General features: G+C 62.6%; 15 protein-coding genes. 12 read left to right on the forward strand and 3 right to left on the reverse strand.

Translation table 11 applies throughout. The features are described from left to right. Window positions 1-6 precede the first annotated feature (6 nt). The 3 genes from BFQ01_RS11890 (at window position 7) to rarD (ending at window position 4118) form a co-directional block, all read left to right on the forward strand. Entirely contained in the window at window positions 7-1905 is a 1899-nt protein-coding gene (locus BFQ01_RS11890) for a PhoX family protein (RefSeq protein WP_065925420.1), read from the forward strand. 165 nt (window positions 1906-2070) lie between these two features. Beyond that, window positions 2071-3045 carry a serine/threonine protein kinase gene (locus tag BFQ01_RS11895; RefSeq protein WP_065925421.1) on the forward strand — a complete coding sequence of 325 codons (975 nt, stop codon included), beginning with the start codon at window positions 2071-2073 and terminating at the stop codon, window positions 3043-3045. Window positions 3046-3233: 188 nt separating this feature from the next. Then, window positions 3234-4118, forward strand: a complete 885-nt coding sequence (gene rarD, locus BFQ01_RS11900) for an EamA family transporter RarD (RefSeq protein ID WP_065925422.1) — start codon at window positions 3234-3236, stop codon at window positions 4116-4118. A gap of 222 nt (window positions 4119-4340) precedes the next feature. On the opposite strand, the gene BFQ01_RS11905 is transcribed toward rarD, so the two are convergent. After that, entirely contained in the window at window positions 4341-4853 is a 513-nt protein-coding gene (locus BFQ01_RS11905; RefSeq protein ID WP_065925423.1) for a glycine cleavage system protein R, read from the reverse strand. A gap of 266 nt (window positions 4854-5119) precedes the next feature. Here BFQ01_RS11905 and BFQ01_RS11910 point away from each other — a divergent pair, with 266 nt between their 5' ends. Next, on the forward strand, window positions 5120-7297 hold the full coding sequence (locus tag BFQ01_RS11910) for a malate synthase G (RefSeq protein WP_065925424.1): 2178 nt from the start codon (window positions 5120-5122) through the stop codon (window positions 7295-7297). 118 nt (window positions 7298-7415) lie between these two features. On the opposite strand, the gene BFQ01_RS11915 is transcribed toward BFQ01_RS11910, so the two are convergent. Continuing rightward, window positions 7416-7862, reverse strand: a complete 447-nt coding sequence (locus BFQ01_RS11915) for a response regulator (RefSeq protein WP_065925425.1) — start codon at window positions 7860-7862, stop codon at window positions 7416-7418. A 246-nt stretch (window positions 7863-8108) separates the two neighbouring features. Between BFQ01_RS11915 and BFQ01_RS11920 the strand changes: the two genes are divergently transcribed. From BFQ01_RS11920 to BFQ01_RS11950, 8 genes are all read left to right on the forward strand, one after another. Next, window positions 8109-10031: a putative nucleotidyltransferase substrate binding domain-containing protein gene (locus BFQ01_RS11920; protein ID WP_176718749.1), complete on the forward strand. Its 1923-nt coding sequence runs from the start codon at window positions 8109-8111 to the stop codon at window positions 10029-10031. Beyond that, window positions 10028-10735 carry a 3'-5' exonuclease gene (locus BFQ01_RS11925; protein WP_065925427.1) on the forward strand — a complete coding sequence of 236 codons (708 nt, stop codon included), beginning with the start codon at window positions 10028-10030 and terminating at the stop codon, window positions 10733-10735. The genes BFQ01_RS11920 and BFQ01_RS11925 overlap by 4 nt, the downstream gene beginning before the upstream one ends. Before the next feature lie 100 nt (window positions 10736-10835). After that, window positions 10836-11354 (forward strand): RNA polymerase sigma factor, encoded by a 519-nt coding sequence (locus BFQ01_RS11930; protein WP_027605963.1) that lies wholly within the window; start codon window positions 10836-10838, stop codon window positions 11352-11354. Beyond that, window positions 11351-12331 (forward strand): FecR domain-containing protein, encoded by a 981-nt coding sequence (locus BFQ01_RS11935; RefSeq protein ID WP_065925428.1) that lies wholly within the window; start codon window positions 11351-11353, stop codon window positions 12329-12331. Before BFQ01_RS11930 ends, BFQ01_RS11935 begins: the two co-directional genes overlap by 4 nt. An 86-nt stretch (window positions 12332-12417) precedes the next feature. After that, on the forward strand, window positions 12418-14850 hold the full coding sequence (locus BFQ01_RS11940) for a TonB-dependent siderophore receptor (RefSeq protein ID WP_065925429.1): 2433 nt from the start codon (window positions 12418-12420) through the stop codon (window positions 14848-14850). 171 nt (window positions 14851-15021) lie between these two features. Beyond that, window positions 15022-16125: a PepSY-associated TM helix domain-containing protein gene (locus tag BFQ01_RS11945; protein ID WP_065925430.1), complete on the forward strand. Its 1104-nt coding sequence runs from the start codon at window positions 15022-15024 to the stop codon at window positions 16123-16125. Next, window positions 16122-16292, forward strand: coding sequence for a DUF4175 domain-containing protein (locus BFQ01_RS32250; RefSeq protein WP_137212390.1), 171 nt, complete (start codon window positions 16122-16124; stop codon window positions 16290-16292). Before BFQ01_RS11945 ends, BFQ01_RS32250 begins: the two co-directional genes overlap by 4 nt. 106 nt (window positions 16293-16398) lie before the next feature. Continuing rightward, on the forward strand, window positions 16399-17028 hold the full coding sequence (locus BFQ01_RS11950) for a glutathione S-transferase (protein ID WP_065925431.1): 630 nt from the start codon (window positions 16399-16401) through the stop codon (window positions 17026-17028). A gap of 225 nt (window positions 17029-17253) precedes the next feature. Here the strand turns inward: BFQ01_RS11950 and creD are convergent, their stop codons facing one another. After that, window positions 17254-18627, reverse strand: a complete 1374-nt coding sequence (creD, locus tag BFQ01_RS11955; RefSeq protein ID WP_065925432.1) for a cell envelope integrity protein CreD — start codon at window positions 18625-18627, stop codon at window positions 17254-17256. Window positions 18628-18640 lie beyond the last annotated feature (13 nt).

An 18640-nucleotide genomic window follows, 5' to 3' on the forward strand; every position in this document is an offset into this window, starting at 1 on the left:
CCTGACATGAACCTATTAGAAGAAAACCAAGCCACCGACCTCGAACAGATGGTCGGCCTCACCCGCCGCCGCTTCATCGGTGCCGGCGCCCTGTGCGGTGCCGCGATGTTCCTCGGTGGCAACCTGCTGAGCCGCAGCGCCCTGGCCGTCAACGCCGCCTCCGCCAGCCCGCTGCTGGGCTTTACCAGCATCGCTGCGGCCACCAGCGACACCATCACCCTGCCGCCGGGCTACAGCGCTTCGGTGCTGATCAGCTGGGGCCAGCCGCTGCACAAGAGCGCGCCGGCCTTCGACCCGTCCGGCAACGGCACCGCCAAAGCCCAGGAACAACAGTTCGGCGACAACAACGACGGCATGAGCCTGTTCGCCTTCCCCGGCGACGACAACCGCGCGCTGATGGCAATCAACAACGAATACACCAACTACCGCTACCTCTTCGCCCACGGCGGCGCGCCGCAATCGGCCGAAGACGTGCACAAGGCCCAGGCCAGTGAAGGTGTGTCGGTGATCGAAGTACGGCGCAAGGGCGATACCTGGCAGTTCGTCCAGGACTCGCGCTACAACCGGCGCATCCACGGCAACTCGCCGATCCGCCTGAGCGGCCCCGCCGCCGGCCACGAATGGTTGAAAACCAGCGCCGACAAGTCCGGCAAAAAAGCCCTCGGCACCTTCCAGAACTGCGCCAACGGCCAGACCCCATGGGGCACTTACCTGACCTGCGAAGAGAACTTCACCGACTGCTTTGGCAGCAGCAACCCCCAGCAAGCGTTCGATGCCGGGCAGAAACGCTACGGCGTGGTGGCCGCCAGCAAAGAGATCAACTGGCACCTGCACGACCCGCGCTTCGACCTGGCCAAGAACCCCAATGAACTCAACCGCCACGGCTGGGTCGTGGAAATCGACCCGTTCGACCCGCAATCCACCCCGGCAAAACGCACCGCCCTGGGCCGCTTCAAGCACGAGAACGCCGCCCTGGCGCAAACCCGTGACGGCCGCGCCGTGGTGTACATGGGCGACGACGAGCGCGGCGAGTTCATCTACAAGTTCGTCAGCCGCGACCAGATCAACCACAAGAGCCCCAAGGCCAACAAAGACCTGCTCGACCACGGCACCTTGTACGTGGCTATCTTCGATGCGGGCGATGGCAACGCCGATCATCCGAAGGGCAAAGGGCAATGGGTCGAGCTGACCCATGGCAAAAACGGCATCGACGCCAGCACCGGCTTCGCCAGCCAGGCCGAAGTGCTGATCCACGCGCGCCTGGCCGCCAGTGTGGTCAAAGCCACGCGCATGGACCGCCCGGAATGGATCGTGGTCAGCCCCACCGACGGCCAGGTCTACTGCACCCTGACCAACAACGCCAAGCGCGGCGAAGACGGCCAACCGGTGGGCGGGCCCAACCCGCGTGAGAAAAACGTCTACGGCCAGATCCTGCGCTGGAAGGCCAACGCCGATGACCATGGCGCCGCGGACTTCAGCTGGGACCTGTTTGTGGTGGCCGGCAACCCTGGCGTGCACGCCGGCAAGCCCAAGGGCGGATCGTCCAACATCAACCCGCAGAACATGTTCAACAGCCCCGATGGCCTGGGTTTCGACAAGGCCGGGCGCCTGTGGATCCTCACCGACGGCGACTACAGCAACGCGGGCGACTTCGCCGGCATGGGCAACAACCAGATGCTCTGCGCCGACCCGGCGACCGGCGAAATCCGCCGCTTCATGGTTGGGCCGGTGGCCTGTGAAGTGACGGGGATCAGCTTTTCGCCGGATCAGAAGACGCTGTTTGTAGGGATTCAGCATCCGGGGGAAACCGGGGGTTCGACTTGGCCGGAACATCTGCCTAACGGCAAGCCGCGCTCCTCGGTGATGGCGATTCGGCGGGATGATGGCGGGATTGTCGGTGCCTGATAGACCGCCCCACTGTAGGAGCGGGCTTGCCCGCGAAGATCGTCAGCGATAACGCAGCGGAACCTGACACTCCACTGCGCGCTCAGGTTTTTCGCGAGCAAGCTCGCTCCTACAGCGTTACCATACCCGGCCGGAAGCGGCGCCCTGCTGCCCGCAGGAGTTCCCATGGCCCATCCGTTTGAAACCCTCACCCCTGATCTGGTGCTCGATGCCGTCGAAAGCATCGGTTTCCTCAGCGATGCTCGCGTCCTGGCGCTCAACAGCTACGAAAACCGCGTGTATCAGGTGGGCATCGAAGACTCCGAGCCGCTGATCGCCAAGTTCTATCGCCCCCAGCGCTGGACCAACGACGCGATCCTTGAAGAACACCGCTTCACCTTCGAACTGGCCGAATGCGAAGTGCCGGTCGTCGCGCCGATGATTCATAACGGCAAAAGCCTGTTCGAACACGAAGGTTTCCGCTTCACCCTGTTCCCCCGCCGTGGCGGCCGTGCGCCGGAGCCGGGCAACCTTGACCAGCTGTATCGTCTGGGTCAGCTACTCGGCCGTTTGCACGCCGTGGGGTCTACCCGCCCGTTCGAACACCGCGAAGCCTTGGGTGTGAAGAACTTCGGCCACGACTCCCTCACTACCCTGCTCGAAGGCAATTTCATTCCCAAGAGCCTGCTGCCAGCCTACGAGTCCGTGGCCCGCGACCTGCTCAAGCGCGTGGAAGAGGTGTACAAAGCCACGCCGCACAAGAACATCCGCATGCACGGCGATTGCCACCCCGGCAACATGATGTGCCGCGATGAGATGTTCCACATCGTCGACCTCGACGACTGCCGCATGGGCCCGGCGGTGCAGGACTTATGGATGATGCTCGCCGGTGATCGCCAGGAATGCCTGGGCCAGCTGTCGGAACTGATGGACGGCTACCAGGAATTCCACGACTTCGACCCGCGTGAACTGGCGCTGATCGAGCCGCTGCGCGCGTTGCGCCTGATGCACTACAGCGCGTGGCTGGCACGGCGCTGGGATGACCCGGCGTTCCCCCACAGCTTCCCGTGGTTCGGCAGCGAGCGGTATTGGGGCGACCAGGTGCTGGCGCTGCGCGAGCAACTCTCAGCGCTCAACGAAGAACCCCTCAAACTCTTCTGAAATCGCCGCTCGCTCCTGTAGGAGCGAGCTTGCTCGCGAAAACCCTGAGGGCGCCGCGTGCAGTCAGGATGCCCGCGTTATCGTTAACGATCTTCGCGAGCAAGCTCGCTCCTACAGAAGGGTAATCCCATTGGTTGACAAATATCCTTACAATCGCGCTTTGTTAGCTGCCTAAGCAAGGATTACGCATGCAAGCCGCCAACCCCCGCAAGGGGTACATCCTGGGCCTGAGCGCCTATGTCATCTGGGGTCTGTTCCCGCTCTACTTCAAAGCCATCGCCAGTGTGCCCGCCGCCGAAATCATCGTGCACCGGGTGCTGTGGTCGGCGCTGTTCGGTGGTTTGCTGCTGATGGTGTGGAAGCACCCCGGCTGGTTTCGCGAACTGCGCGACAACCCCCAGCGCCTGGCAATCCTGGCCCTCAGCGGTTCGTTGATCGCCGGTAACTGGCTGACCTATGTGTGGTCGGTGAACAGCGGGCGAATGCTTGAAGCCAGCCTGGGTTACTACATCAACCCACTGGTGAATGTGCTGCTGGGCATGCTGTTGCTCGGCGAGCGCCTGCGTCGCCTGCAATGGGTGGCCGTGGGGCTGGCCGCAGTGGGTGTGGCGCAACAGGTCTGGCAGGTGGGCAGCTTGCCGTGGGTATCGTTGGTACTGGCGCTGACCTTCGGTTTCTACGGCCTGATCCGCAAGCAGGCGCCGGTCAAGGCGCTGCCGGGGCTGGTGGTGGAGACTTGGATGCTGGTGCCGATTGCGGTGGCCTGGTTGTTGTTCAACCCGTCGGCCCACAGTGCGCAACTGGCGTTCTGGAGCACATCCGAAGCCTGGTGGCTGGTGGCGGCCGGTCCGGTGACGTTGATCCCGTTGGTGTGCTTCAACGCCGCCGCACGGCATTTGCCTTACACCGCCTTGGGCTTTTTACAGTATGTGGCACCGACCCTGGTGTTGCTGGAAGCGGTGCTGCTGTTCGGTGAGCACCTGGCATCGAGCACGCTGATCGCCTTTGCCTTTATCTGGGCCGGGCTGGTGGTCTACAGCGTCGATGCCTGGTTGAGCGTGCGCAAACGCTGATCAAATAACGTACAAACCTCTGCAAGCCCCAGCCGGCCTGGCTTGCAGAGATCCATCCCAAGGTTACCCACAACCTGGTCCCCGTCATTTGTGCACAAGCCCTTGAAACTGCTCGTTTTTTGCTCAGCTGGCGGAGAAGCCCGGTGGACGTGGCCTGGCGCCGGGTCTCTACAGGTTATCCACAGGTCCATGCAAGATTTCCATGCATAACCTTGAGGGTGGTTATTCCTCGCTGTGCAGTTCCACCATCAGATCATCCGCCAGGGTTTCCAGGGATTCCTGCAACGCCTCCAAGGACAAGCTCGATGGCACCTGCAACAACGCCTCGGCGCTGAACAGCGGATCACCGCTCATCGGTGCCGGGCGTACATCGGTGCTCAAGCGCTCCAGGTTGACACCCTGTTTGCTCAACAGCGCCGTGATCTCGCGCACGATGCCCGAACGGTCGTTGCCCAGCAGCGTCATCACAATCGACTTGGACGCCGATGCCTGGCCACTGCTGCCCTCGCCCACCAGCACGCGAATACCGTGTGTGGATAAATCATCCAAAGCCCCCACCAAGGCCTGACGACTCTCGGCAGGCACGCTGACCCGCAGGATCCCGGCGAACTGCCCGGCCATATGCGCCATTCGGCTTTCCAGCCAATTGCCGCCGTGGGCCGCAATGTTCTGCGCGATGCGTTCCACCAGGCCGGGTTTGTCGGCGGCGATAATAGTGAGTACAAGATGGTCCATGGCGAAGCCCTCTGAATTCAATCTACAAGGTGGACCCGGGGGCCCGCGAAAACAAATCGTGTACCATTTTTATATTTATCTGGAACAATCCAATAGTTTTTTGAGAACATCCGGTTCTCCGCTGTGACCGTACGACCAAAGTGGGTCGCTAAACGACGTATTTAGTCTAATTTTCACAACCGCAAGTCATCATGTAGTATGCCCTCCCGCGCACTACATAATGAAAATCCGAAACAGCGCATTAGCTCCGCAGAGTGAGGCAAGCAATGACTGAACACGTTCAAGTCGGTGGCCTGCAGGTCGCCAAAGTCCTGTTCGACTTCGTGAACAACGAAGCCATTCCCGGTACCGGCATCACTGCCGACCAGTTCTGGGCCGGTGCCGACAAGGTCATCCACGACCTGGCACCGAAGAACAAAGCCCTGCTCGCCAAACGCGACGATTTCCAGGCGCGGATCGATACCTGGCACCAGACTCACGCCGGCCAGGCCCACGACCCGGTGGCCTACAAAGCCTTCCTGCAAGACATCGGATACCTGCTGCCAGAAGCCGCAGACTTCCAGGCCTCGACCCAAAACGTCGATGACGAGATCGCCCGCATGGCCGGCCCGCAACTGGTGGTGCCGGTGATGAACGCCCGCTTCGCCCTCAACGCGTCCAACGCGCGTTGGGGCTCGCTGTACGACGCCCTGTATGGCACCGACGCCATCAGCGAAGCCGACGGCGCCGAAAAGGGCAAGGGCTACAACAAAGTGCGTGGCGACAAGGTGATTGCCTTCGCCCGCGCCTTCCTCGACGAAGCCGCGCCGCTGAGCGCCGGCAGCCACGTCGATTCCACCGGCTACAAGATCGTCGACGGCAAGCTGATCGTCAGCCTCAAGGGCGGCAGCAACAGCGGCCTGCGTGACGACGCCCAGTTGATTGGTTTCCAGGGCCCTGCGGCCGAGCCGATCGCGATCCTGCTGAAACACAACGGCCTGCACTTCGAAATCCAGATCGACGCCAGCACCCCGGTTGGCCAGACCGATGCCGCCGGTGTCAAAGACGTGCTGATGGAAGCCGCACTCACCACCATCATGGACTGCGAAGACTCCGTCGCCGCCGTCGATGCCGATGACAAGGTGGTGATCTACCGCAACTGGCTCGGCCTGATGAAGGGCGACCTGGCCGAAGAAGTGGCCAAGGGCGGCAAGACCTTCACCCGCACCATGAATGCCGACCGCGTCTACACCGGCGTCGACGGCCAGGACGTGACGCTGCACGGCCGTTCGCTGCTGTTCGTGCGCAACGTTGGCCACCTGATGACCATCGACGCGATCCTCGACAAACACGGCAACGAAGTACCGGAAGGCATCCTCGACGGCCTGCTCACCAGCCTGGCCGCGATCCACAGCCTCAACGGCAACAACACACGCAAGAACAGCCGTACCGGCTCGGTCTACATCGTGAAGCCGAAGATGCACGGCCCTGAAGAAGCCGCGTTCACCAACGAGCTGTTCGGCCGCATCGAAGACGTGCTGAACCTGCCGCGCAACACCCTCAAGGTCGGGATCATGGACGAGGAGCGCCGCACCACGGTCAACCTCAAGGCCTGCATCAAGGCCGCCAGCGAGCGCGTGGTGTTTATCAACACCGGCTTCCTCGACCGCACCGGCGACGAGATCCACACCTCCATGGAAGCCGGTGCGATGGTGCGTAAGGCGGCGATGAAGGCGGAAAAATGGATCGGCGCCTACGAGAACTGGAACGTCGATATCGGCTTGAGCACCGGCCTGCAAGGCCGTGCGCAGATCGGTAAAGGCATGTGGGCGATGCCCGACCTGATGGCGGCGATGCTCGAACAGAAAATCGCCCACCCACTGGCCGGCGCCAACACCGCCTGGGTGCCATCGCCGACGGCCGCCGCACTGCACGCGCTGCACTACCACAAGGTCGACGTGTTCGCACGCCAGGCCGAACTGGCCAAGCGCGAACGCGCGTCGGTGGACGACATCCTCACCATTCCCGTGGCCAGCAATACCGATTGGTCCGACGAAGAAATCCGCAACGAACTGGACAACAACGCCCAGGGCATCCTCGGCTATGTGGTCCGCTGGATCGACCAGGGCGTGGGCTGCTCGAAAGTGCCGGACATCAACGACGTCGGCCTGATGGAAGACCGCGCCACCCTGCGCATCTCCAGCCAGCACATTGCCAACTGGCTGCGCCACGGCATCGTCAACGAAACCCAGGTGATGGAAAGCCTCAAGCGCATGGCGCCGGTGGTGGACCGCCAGAATGCCGGGGATGCGCTGTACCGTCCGCTGGCGCCGGATTTCGACAGCAATATCGCGTTCCAGGCAGCGGTGGAGTTGGTGATTGAAGGGACCAAACAGCCCAATGGCTATACCGAGCCGGTGTTGCACCGCAGGCGTCGGGAGTTCAAGGCTAAAAACGGCCTGTAAATGAAAAAGCCCTGATCGTGAGATCAGGGCTTTTTCTTTGGGGCTGTGGTGTGGATGTACCCGGTCAACTGTGGGAGGGGGCTTGCTCCCGATGAGGCCCGTACAGACACTGCAAAAATCAGGAAGCCATCCCCAACTCCCGCTTGACCAACTTCGCCAACTTCACGCTGTCGATCGGCTTGAGCAAAAAATCCACCACGCTCAAATGCATCGCATCAATCACATCCGGCGCTTCGGCATCCCCCGACATGATGATGATCGGCAACGCCGCGCGGGTGGATTCGCGCACTTGCTTGATCAACTCCAGACCATTGCTGGGTTTCATGCGCAGATCGGTGATCAGCAAGCCGATGGAACTGCTGGACTTCAATAAATCCCACGCGGCCTCGCCACTGTCGGCCGTCATGCAGCGAATACCGTCCAAGCCCAGGATCTCCGCCAACAGTTCACGCGCGTCCTTGTCGTCATCAACAATCAACACGCGTTGTGGCGGTAAATCAGGCTCCAGCATCACGGCGCTCAGCGCCTCGCGCTCGGCATCACTCAAAATATCGTGGTCGGACATACGTTTCTCAGCGGTTTTCGACAATCTTCCAGCACACTCGTCAGACATCTGCGGAAGGGCGTTCAATGTGCACTTCGTCGGAAAGTTTGCCTAGTGGGTGTTCTACGGGGTTTGGACGATAGTCGTGTAAGGTTTTTCCCTAGTTCTGCGGCGTTTTCATCGACCTAGACTTACGTCCAATGGGCACCCGCCGCTCAGGAGTCGACCATGCAGGACGATAACGACAAAAAAATTGCGGTCATGGTTATGAGTAAAGCTGATGCCTTCGCCCAGGCGGGAAAAACTGCTGTATTGCAGAACATCCACGGCACCCTGCAGTTCCTGCAACGCTTCCCACCGTTCAACCAGATGGAAAACGCGCACCTGGCGTTTCTGGTGGAACAGTGCCAACTGCGCTTCTTCGGCCCCGGCGAGAGCATCCTCAAGCCGTCGGGCGGGCCGGTGGAACACTTCTACATCGTCAAGCAGGGCCGCGTCGTGGGTGAACGGCCGGACGCCACGCAAGCCACCTTCGAAATCACCACCGGCGAGTGTTTCCCCCTCGCGGCGCTGTTGGGTGAGCGCGCCACCCGCACCGAACACAAGGCCGCTGAAGACACCTTCTGCCTGCAACTGAACAAACCGGCCTTTATCAAGCTGTTCGCGCTGTCCAGCCCGTTCCGCGACTTCGCCCTGCGCGGTGTCAGCAGCCTGCTCGACCAGGTCAACCAGCAAGTGCAGCAAAAAGCCGTGGAAACCCTCGGCACCCAATATTCCCTGAATACCCGCCTGGGCGAATTGGCCATGCGCCATCCGGTCACCTGCAGCCCGCAGACACCGTTGCGCGAAGCGGTAACGCTGATGCATGAGCAGCAGGTGGGCAGCATTGTGATTGTCGATGAACACAAGGCGCCCCTGGGCATTTTCACCCTGCGCGACCTGCGCCAAGTGGTGGCCGACGGTACCGGCGACTTCAGCCAGGGTATTGAAGGCCATATGACCCAGGCGCCGTTCTTTTTAACGCCGGACCACAGCGCCTTCGACGCGGCCATCGCCATGACCGAGCGGCATATCGCCCACGTCTGCCTGGTCAAGGACCAGCGCCTGTGCGGGGTGGTGTCCGAGCGCGACCTGTTTTCCCTGCAACGGGTCGACCTGGTGCACCTGGCCCGCACCATCCGCAATGCGCCACGGGTGGAGAACCTGGTAGCGCTGCGTGGCGAGATCGGCCAACTGGTGGAGCGCATGCTCGCCCATGGGGCGTCGTCTACCCAGATCACCCACATCATTACCCTGCTCAACGATCACACCGTGTGCCGGGTGATCGAGTTGACCCTGGCCGAAAAAGGCGATCCCGGCGTACCGTTCAGTTGGCTGTGTTTCGGCAGCGAAGGCCGGCGCGAGCAGACGCTGTACACCGACCAGGACAACGGCATCCTGTTCGAGGCCAAGGACGCCGTGGAGGCCGCCGAGATTCGCGGGCGGCTGCTGCCTCTGGCGCAGCAGATCAACCAGAGCCTGGCGCTGTGCGGGTTCAGCCTGTGCAAGGGCAACATCATGGCCGGTAATCCCGAGCTGTGCCTCTCGCGGGCGGAATGGGCGCGGCGGTTTGCGGCGTTTATTCGCGAGGCGACGCCGGAAAACCTGCTGGGCTCGAGTATCTATTTTGACCTGCGCGTGGTGTGGGGCGATGAGCGCGGCTGCGAGCAACTGCGCCAGGGCATTCTCGACCAGGTCGGGGATAACCGGCTGTTCCAGCGCATGCTGGCCGAGAACGCCTTGCGCCAGCGCCCGCCCGTAGGACGCTTTCGCGATTTTGTGCTGACGCGTAAAGGCGGGGAAAAGGCCACCCTCGACCTCAAGGTGCAGGGGCTTACCCCCTTTGTCGACGGCGCACGCCTGTTGGCCCTGGCCAACGGCATCCACGCCAATAACACCCTGGAGCGCCTGCGCCAGCTGGTGGTCAAGGAAGTGATCGAGCCCCTGGACGGCGCCGCCTATGAAGAGGCCTATCACTTTATCCAGCAAACCCGCATGCAGCAGCATCAGTTGCAGACCCGCGAGAACCAGCCGTACTCCAACCGCGTCGACCCCGACAGCCTCAACCACCTGGACCGCCGCATCCTGCGCGAATCCCTGCGCCAGGCCCAGCGCCTGCAAAGCAGCCTGACCTTGCGGTATCAGCTGTGAGCTTGTTTGACTGGCTGCGCACAGCCAAGCCCAGACTGGATACCGCGCAACAACAGCGCCTGGAACAACTCTCCAAGCCCGCGGTGTTGGGCGACAGCACGTTGCGCAGCCAACGCTGGGTAGTGGTGGACCTGGAGACCAGCGGCCTGAATCTCAACCGTGACCAGGTGCTGTCCATCGGCGCGGTGGTGATCGAGGACGGCGCGGTGGATTTTTCCCAACTGTTCGAGCGCACCCTGCACCGCGCCGACACCAAACTCAGCCCCAGTGTGCTGATCCACGGCCTCGGCCCCAGCGCCATCGCGGCGGGCAGCGACCCGGCCGAGGCCCTGCTGGACTTCATGGAGTTCGTCGGCGACAGCCCGCTGCTCGCCTTCCACGCCCCATTCGATCAACACATGCTGGGCCGCGCGCTCAAGGACAGCCTGGGGTATCGACTGGCCCACACTTTCCTCGATGTGGCCGACATCGCCCCGCTGTTGTGCCCCGAGGCGCATATCCGCGAAGCCGGGTTGGACGACTGGGTCAACCACTTCAACCTGCACGTGGGCGAACGCCATCACGCCAGCGCCGATGCCCTGGCCACGGCGGAGCTGATGCTGATCCTGTTCAGCCGCGCGCGTCAGCAGCAGATCGATACGCCTCAGGCGCTGCAAGAGCGCTTGAGCCAATGGAAACGGCGTAAACACGCGCCATCGTTTTAATGTGATCTCCCGACAGACGCCAATTGCGCCCGCCCCACGCCTCTGACACAATCGCGAATAATTCTCGTTAGTTTAAACCTCTTGTTTATTCGGTGATGCCTTGTCGTCGGTCCAGAACCCACACAGTGAGCTTGTTGGCGCGTTGTACCGCGACCATCGTGGCTGGCTGCTGGCCTGGCTGCGGCGCAATGTGGCCTGCCCGAGCCGTGCCGAAGACCTGAGCCAGGACACCTTCATGCGCCTGCTCGGCCGTGACGAGTTGCGCGAGCCCCGCGAGCCACGGGCGTTTCTGGTGGCCATCGCCAAGGGCTTGCTGTTCGACTACTTCCGGCGCGCGGCCCTCGAACAGGCCTACCTCAGCGAACTGATGCTGATCCCGGAAAGCGAACACCCGTCGCCGGAAGAACAGCAACTGATCCTCGAAGACCTCAAGGCCATCGACCGCCTGCTCGGCAAGCTGTCGAGCAAGGCCCGCGCCGCCTTCCTCTATAACCGCCTCGACGGCCTGGGCCACGCCGAAATCGCCCAGCGCCTGGGCGTGTCGGTGCCGCGTGTGCGCCAGTACCTGGCCCAGGGCATTCGCCAGTGCTACATCGCCCTGTATGGCGAGCCGCTGTGAACGTGATCAGCTCCAAGCCCGTGTCGGCCCGTGTCCTGGATGCGGCGATTGCCTGGCAGTTGTCCCTCGATTCGGGTGATGGCAGCGCGGTGGAGCGCGAAGAATTCAACAAATGGCTGGCCAGCGATGAAGAGCACGCCCGTGCCTGGCGCCAACTGGGCATGCTCGACCAGCGTTTCAGCGTGGCCTCGGGCCCGGCGCGGGCGGCGTTGTTACAGTCGCGCGAGGGCATTCGCCAGCGCGTGCGCAAGCTCGGCAGCGGCCTGGCGAGCATTGCGCTGGTGTGCGGCCTGGCGTTGTTTGCCGGCGAGCGCTACGTGCCGATCCACTATTGGCTCGCCGACCAGCGCACCGCCACCGGCGAGCAGCGCACGCTGAAACTGGCGGACGGTACGTTGATCAACCTCAACACCCACAGCGCCATCGACGTGCGCTTCGATGAGAAGCGCCGGCTGATCGTGTTGCAGGAAGGCGAAATCCTCGTCGAAACCGGCCACAACGATGCGCGCCCGTTTTATGTGCAAACCCGCGACGGCAGCCTGCGCGCGCTGGGCACGCGGTTTATCGTCAAGCGCGAAGACGACGCCACGCGCCTGAGCGTGCTGCAATCGGCGGTGGGCGCCCAGCCCGAAGCGCTGGCGCAGGAACAGGTGTTCAAGGCAGGCCAGCAAGTGCTGATGCGCAGCGACGGCCTCGGCCCTGCCCTGGCCGTCACGCCCGCCACCGATGCCTGGACGCGCGGCATGCTGGTGGTCGACAACGTCCGCCTGGGCGATGTGGTGCAGGAACTCAGCCGCTACCGTACAGGCCATCTCGGGGTGGATAAAGACGTGGCCGACCTGCGCATCACCGGCAGCTTCCCGCTGCACGACACCACCCTGGCGCTCAACGCGCTGCTGCCGACCCTGCCGGTGCAGATCGAACAGCACACGCCGTGGTGGGTGACAGTGGTCGCCAAGACACCTGAGGCCAAATAAAAAATATTTTCCACCGGCCCTATCACTTTTGAAATCTCGCTCGGCACATAGGCAATTGCGAATTACTTCCATTCAGGAGCCGCCCTATGTCCCGCACGCTAGACACCTTGTTGCGCCCCAGCCTGTTAGCCGTGGCCATTGCCCTCAGCACCCCGCTGGCCAGCACTGCGCTGATTGCCGCCGAACAAGCCTCCAGCGTGCGCGCCTACAACCTGCCGGCCGCGCCCTTGACCAGCACCCTGAACCAGATCGCCAGCCAGGCCGGCCTGGCACTGACCCTCAACCCAGCGTTGGCCTCGGGCAAGACCTCGGCCCCGGTCCAGGGCCAGTTCGATGCACCGGGTGCACTGCGTGAAGCCTTGCGTGGCACCGGGTTGCAGCTGGAGCAGAGCAGCGCGGGCACGTACACGCTGGTGGCGGTTCCGGAGGGGGTGATGGCGCTGCCGGTGACTAACATCACAGGGCAAGATGGCAACCAGGAAAGTGCCTGGGGTCCGGTCCAAGGCTACCTGGCCACACGCACCGCCGCCGGCACCAAGACCGACACCGCCCTGGTGGAAGCCCCGCGTTCGATCTCCGTGGCCACCCGCGAGCAAATGCAGGATCGCAACGTGCAGAACCTGGACGACGCGGTCAAATACATGCCCGGCATCGTGTCCGCCAGCTATGGCAGCGACACCCGCTACGACTGGATGCGCGTGCGCGGCTTCGAGCCCACCCAGTTCCTCGACGGCCTGCCATTGCCGCGCGGCGTGTACGCCAACCCCAAAGCGGAAACCTGGAACCTCGACCGCCTCGCCCTGCTGCGTGGCCCGGCCTCGTCGGTGTACGGCCAGACCCCACCGGGCGGCCTGCTGGACATGGTCAGCCGACGCCCCAGCGCAGAGTCGAGCAACGCCATCCAGGTGCAATACGGCAGCGACAACTACCGCCAGATCAACTTCGCCAGCACCGGCAAGATCGATGATGAAGGCCAATTCCTCTATGGCCTCAGCGGCGTGGTACGCGATGCCGGCACCCAGGTCGATCACATCGACAACAAGCGCTACAACATTGCGCCGAGCCTGACCTGGAACATCGATACCGACACCAAGCTGACCCTGCTCTCGCAGTTCACCCGTGACGATACCGGGACCACCAGCCAGTTCATGCCGATCCAGGGCACCAAGATCAAATCGCCGCTGGGCGAGGTCTCCCACCACAAGAACCTGGGCGACCCGGACTACGAGTTCTATGATCGCACCTACTACGCGCTGGGCTATGCCTTCGAGCATCGTTTCAACGACACCTGGCAGTTCAAGCAAAACCTGCGCTATACCAAGTCGGATCTGTCGTTCCAGCAACTGACCGTGGGTTCCTACGCGTTCTCCCCCGCGGATGCAGCGGGCAATATCAGCCGCTCGACCACCAACGTCGACGAGGACATCGGCCAGTTCGCAGTGGATAACAACTTCCAGGCAGACTTTGTCACTGGCGATGTCATCCACACCCTGCTGCTCGGCCTGGACCACCAGCGCACCGATACCTCCTATCGCGCGATATTCGGGACGGCCTCGGGCACCAATATTTTCAACCCGATCAATACCCAGCCAACACTGCGCCCGACCGATGTCCGACCTTTTTACGACTACAACCAGAAAACCGTGCAGACCGGTCTCTACGTGCAGGACCAGATGGCCCTGGACAAGTGGCGCCTGACCCTGGGCGGGCGTGAAGATTGGGTGCATCAGGGCACCACCTACTTCAACGACAGCGATGCGACCAACACTGACCGCATCAAACACTTCAGCGGCAACGCGGCGCTGAGCTATGTATTCGACTCGGGCTTCGTACCCTACTTGTCCTACGCCGAGTCGTTTCAACCGGCGAGCAACGCCGATACAAACGCGCTCAAGACGTTCAAGCCCACCGAAGGCAAGCAGTGGGAAATGGGGGTCAAGTATCAGCCGCCCGGCTCCAATACGTTGCTCAGTGCAGCGGTCTACGACCTGACCCAGAAGAATGTGCAGGTGACCACCCTCGGCGCTGGGGGCCAGCAGATCAACAGCCAGACCGGCGAAGTGAAGGTCAAGGGCCTGGAGTTGGAAGCCGTGTCCGATGTGACCGAGAACCTTAAGGTCATCGCCGCCTATACCTTGGCAAAATCCGAAGTGCAGAAAGGCATCTACAAAGGCAACCGCCTGACACTGATGCCCAACCAGCAAGCCTCGCTGTGGACCGACTACACCTGGCACACCGGTGTGCTTGACGGTTTCGGCATCGGCTTTGGCGCCCGTTACACCGGCAACACCTATGGCGACCAGGCCAACACCTGGCTGGGAAAGGCCAACGCCTATACCGTGTTTGACGGTGCGGTGCATTACGACCTGGGCCGCCTGGACAACAGCCTCAAGGGTGCATCGGTCAAGTTGAACGCCACCAACCTGTTCAACAAGGACTACCTGTCGACCTGTGATGGCAACTACTGCTACTTCGGCGACCAGCGCAGCGTCGTCGCCAGCGCCACCTACCAGTGGTAATCGACCGCTTATGTGGGCGGCTTTGGCGTGTTTGAAGCATGAGTCTCTACACAACTTCAATAGGCTAATGCGTAGCAGCTGTCGAGCCTTGGCGAGGCTGCGTTTGCGGTGTGTCAGGCATAACGCAAACGCAGCCTCGCTTGCGCTCGTCAGCTGCTACAAGGCTAGAAAATGAAAAGCAAAACCATCCGCCGCTGGTCCTTCATCCACACCTGGACCAGCCTGATCTGCACGGTGTTCCTGCTGCTGCTCGCCCTCACCGGCCTGCCGCTGGTGTTTCACCACGAGATCGACCACCTGCTGGGCAACGAGCCCCAGCTGGCGCAGATGCCCGCCGATACGCCACAACTCGACCTCGAGCAACTGGTGAGCAAGGCCCAAGCCCATCGCCCGGGCGAGGCCATGCAATACCTGGCGTGGGATGAAGATGACAAGAACGGCGTGATCGCGATCATGGCCGCCACAGCGGGCACCGAGCCCAACTCGTCCCACACCTTCATGCTCGATGCGCGCACCGGCGACGCGGTCGAGATGCCTTCGGCCAATGGCGGCTTCACCCTGTTCCTGCTGCGCCTGCATGTGGATATGTTCGCCGGCCTGCCGGGCAAGTTGCTGCTGGCGTTCATGGGCATTCTGTTTGTGCTCGCGATTGTCTCGGGCACGGTGCTGTACCTGCCATTCATGCGCCGCTTGAAGTTCGCCACGGTGCGCCAGGACAAGTCCAGGCGCCTGCGCTGGCTCGACCTGCATAACCTGATCGGCGTGGTCACCCTGACCTGGGCGCTGGTGGTGGGCGTGACCGGCGTGATCAGCGCCTGTGCCGATTTGATCATCGCCGCCTGGCGCACAGACAGCCTCAGCGCGATGATCGAACCCTACAAAAACGCCCCGCCCCTGACCCAACGCGCCCCCGCGAGCGAGCTGCTGAGCATCGCCGCCAAGGCCGCGCCCGGCATGCAGCCGGACTTTATCGCCTTCCCCGGCACACGCTTTTCCAGCGAGCACCATTACGCAGTGTTCATGAAGGGCAGCACACACCTGACCTCGCACCTGCTCACGCCGGTCCTGATCGACGCCGGCACCCTGGCCGTCACCGCCATCGCCGAACGGCCGTGGTACATGGACGCCATGGGCATGTCGCAACCACTGCACTTCGGCGACTACGGCGGCATGCCGATGAAGATCCTCTGGGCGGCGCTGGATGTGCTGACCATCATCGTGCTGGTGAGCGGGATTTACTTGTGGATCGTGCGGCGCAAGGCGGGCAAGGCATGAAGCCAAGGCAGTCAAGTTTCTGGAGGGTATTTGGCATTCCCCTGGGGATTGGCCTGCTCAGCGCCGCCGGGTTGTTTGCGGCGTTGCTGGGGGATGGGCTGTGGGATTCGTTGAGTTGGGTGGGGTTGGGCATCCCCGCGTTGATCGGCGCATGGGCCCTCCTGTAGGAGCCGGCTTGCCGGCGAAAAACCAGAGAGCACCGCGTCAAAGCAGACGCGCTGCGTTATCGTTAACGTTCTTCGCGAGCAAGCTCGCTCCTACAGAGGAAAGCCCATGTCTGCGCCCAGCATGACCTTGTTCCACAACCCCGCGTCACCGTTCGTGCGTAAAGTCCGCGTGCTGCTGGCCGAGACCGGCCAGCAGGACCGCGTCGCCCTGCATGGCTGCATGCCGACCCCGGTCAACCCCGATGCGCAGCTGGTGCAAGACAACCCCGTGGGCAAGATCCCGGCCCTGCGCCTGGCCGACGGCAGCGTGCTGCACGACAGCCGGGTGATCCTCGATTACTTCGACCACCAGCACGTCGGCAACCCGCTGATCCCCCGCGATGGCTCGGCCCGCTGGCGCCGCCTGACCCTGGCTTCGATGGCCGACGGCATCATGGATGCCGCCGTGCTGGTGCGCTACGAGACCGCCCTGCGCCCGGTGGAAAAACACTGGGCGCAGTGGCTCGACGAACAGCGCAACAAGATCCGCCGCGCCCTCGCCGAGCTGGAACAGGACGCCATTGCCGAACTGACCAGCCACTTCGATATCGCTTCGATCAGCGTGGCCTGCGCCCTGGGTTACCTCGACTTTCGTCATCCCGACATGCAATGGCGCTTGGATAACCCCAAGCTTGCCGCCTGGTACCTCGAGGTCAGCCAGCGGCCTTCGATGCAGCAGACCCAGCCGCCGCCCTAGCGGGCCTGTTGTAGTGAGCGGGCTTGCCCCGCGCTGGGTGGCGAAGCCGCCCCAAAACCTGCAATGGCGGTCCATCGGGAGAAACTCATTGCCTGGAATGGGGCCGCTTCGCGCCCCAGCGCGGGGCAAGCCCGCTCACCACAACAGCACTTCGCCACACTGGAAATAGCGCATTGATTTTGCCCACCAACAGCACCCGCGCCTGCTGATCCTCGCGCAACCCGATCATTGCACTGCCTCCAGGTCGAACTGCAGCGGCTCGGCCGCCTTGCGCTTGCCCACGCCGTACCAATCCAGCTTACGCGTCAGCACCATCACCGTCCCCAGCAGCCCGAACAGCAGCAGCGAGCCCATCAGCAGCGCGTAGTCCTCGGCACTCAACAGCCCGTACAGCAAGCCATACAGCGCCGCCAGCCCCGCCGAAAACCCCAGGCCATGGGCAACGCTGCGCAGCACGTGGCACACGTAGAACCCGATCAACAGCACGCAGGCACTCGCCGAAATCAGGTAGGCCAAGGCAAAGCCCAGGTGCTCGGACAACGACAACAACAGCAGGTAGAAGAACGCCAGGGCAACGCCCACCAATGCGTACTGGACGGGGTGCACCGCCAGGCTCTTGAGCACTTCGAACAGGAAGAAACCGGCAAAGGTCAGGGCGATAAACAGCAGCGCGTATTTGATCGCGCGGTCGCTCTTGAGGTACTGGTCCACCGGGTCGATGAAGTTCACGCCGAAGCTGCGGTTGTTGAAGTCGTTGCAGCCCTGGCCGTCCAGGCACGTTTGCAGGGCCTGTTCGAGGTTGGTGGAAAAGAATGAGGTCTGCCAGTTGGCCGTGAAGCCGTTGTCAGTCACTTCGCGCTGGGCCGGCAGGAAGTTGCCGATAAAACTGGGGTGCGGCCAGTTGGAGGCCAGGGACACCTGACTGGTCTTGCCCACCGGCACCACTTGCAGTTGCTCGGTGCCTTGCAGGCGCAGGTCGAAGGCGAAGTCCACTACAGCCGGTTTCTTGCTGTCCTGCTCCGGCAATGCCACATGCACGCCCTCCCCCAGCCAGTCCACTTGGGAGCCCGGCTCGAACTCCAGGCGCTGGCTGCCCAGCTCCAGCTTCAGCGCATTTTCGATGCCGCGAATATCGCTTATCCCCACCGCCAGAAACGCCGGTTCGAAGCGGTAATCGGCAAAGTCTTCGGTGATGCCCAACTGTGCCGGCAGCTCGAAACGCCCACTGATACGGTTGTCGGCATGGAACAGCCGCGCCTGGTAAATCCCCCGTGCGCGCAGTTCGGTCTGCACCTTGCCGTCGAGCTCAAAACGGTCCGGCAGGAAATACAGGCGCCCCCGCTCTTCACGGGTGACCTCGTAGCGCTTGTTGAGCTTTTCATTGAGCTTCCACTCGCGCACGGTCTTGCGATACGGCACCACCATCACCGGGCCGGTGAGGCGCTGGGCGTAGCTGGAACTTCGGGCGATGTCCATCAGGACGCCGTCGCGCAGTTGCTGGCGGTCACTGATGATGCCGTTGATCATCAGCAATGGAATCAGCAACAGCAGGATCAGCAGCGCAATCGCGCCAAGTTTGAAAAGCAGGCTGCGGTTCATGGGTCTCTCCCTG

Origin of the sequence: Pseudomonas sp. 8 R 14, assembly GCF_900005955.1 — a bacterium.
GTDB lineage: Bacteria > Pseudomonadota > Gammaproteobacteria > Pseudomonadales > Pseudomonadaceae > Aquipseudomonas > Aquipseudomonas marginalis.

Coding starts and splice junctions, on each gene's coding strand:
- BFQ01_RS11895 (WP_065925421.1), top strand. CDS start 2,071: ATGGCCCATCCGTTTGAAACCCTCACCCCTGATCTGGTGCTCGATGCC.
- BFQ01_RS11950 (WP_065925431.1), top strand. CDS start 16,399: ATGTCTGCGCCCAGCATGACCTTGTTCCACAACCCCGCGTCACCGTTC.
- BFQ01_RS11905 (WP_065925423.1), bottom strand. CDS start 4,853: ATGGACCATCTTGTACTCACTATTATCGCCGCCGACAAACCCGGCCTG.
- BFQ01_RS11945 (WP_065925430.1), top strand. CDS start 15,022: ATGAAAAGCAAAACCATCCGCCGCTGGTCCTTCATCCACACCTGGACC.
- BFQ01_RS11920 (WP_176718749.1), top strand. CDS start 8,109: ATGAGTAAAGCTGATGCCTTCGCCCAGGCGGGAAAAACTGCTGTATTG.
- creD (WP_065925432.1), bottom strand. CDS start 18,627: ATGAACCGCAGCCTGCTTTTCAAACTTGGCGCGATTGCGCTGCTGATC.
- BFQ01_RS11890 (WP_065925420.1), top strand. CDS start 7: ATGAACCTATTAGAAGAAAACCAAGCCACCGACCTCGAACAGATGGTC.
- rarD (WP_065925422.1), top strand. CDS start 3,234: ATGCAAGCCGCCAACCCCCGCAAGGGGTACATCCTGGGCCTGAGCGCC.
- BFQ01_RS32250 (WP_137212390.1), top strand. CDS start 16,122: ATGAAGCCAAGGCAGTCAAGTTTCTGGAGGGTATTTGGCATTCCCCTG.
- BFQ01_RS11910 (WP_065925424.1), top strand. CDS start 5,120: ATGACTGAACACGTTCAAGTCGGTGGCCTGCAGGTCGCCAAAGTCCTG.
- BFQ01_RS11915 (WP_065925425.1), bottom strand. CDS start 7,862: ATGTCCGACCACGATATTTTGAGTGATGCCGAGCGCGAGGCGCTGAGC.
- BFQ01_RS11940 (WP_065925429.1), top strand. CDS start 12,418: ATGTCCCGCACGCTAGACACCTTGTTGCGCCCCAGCCTGTTAGCCGTG.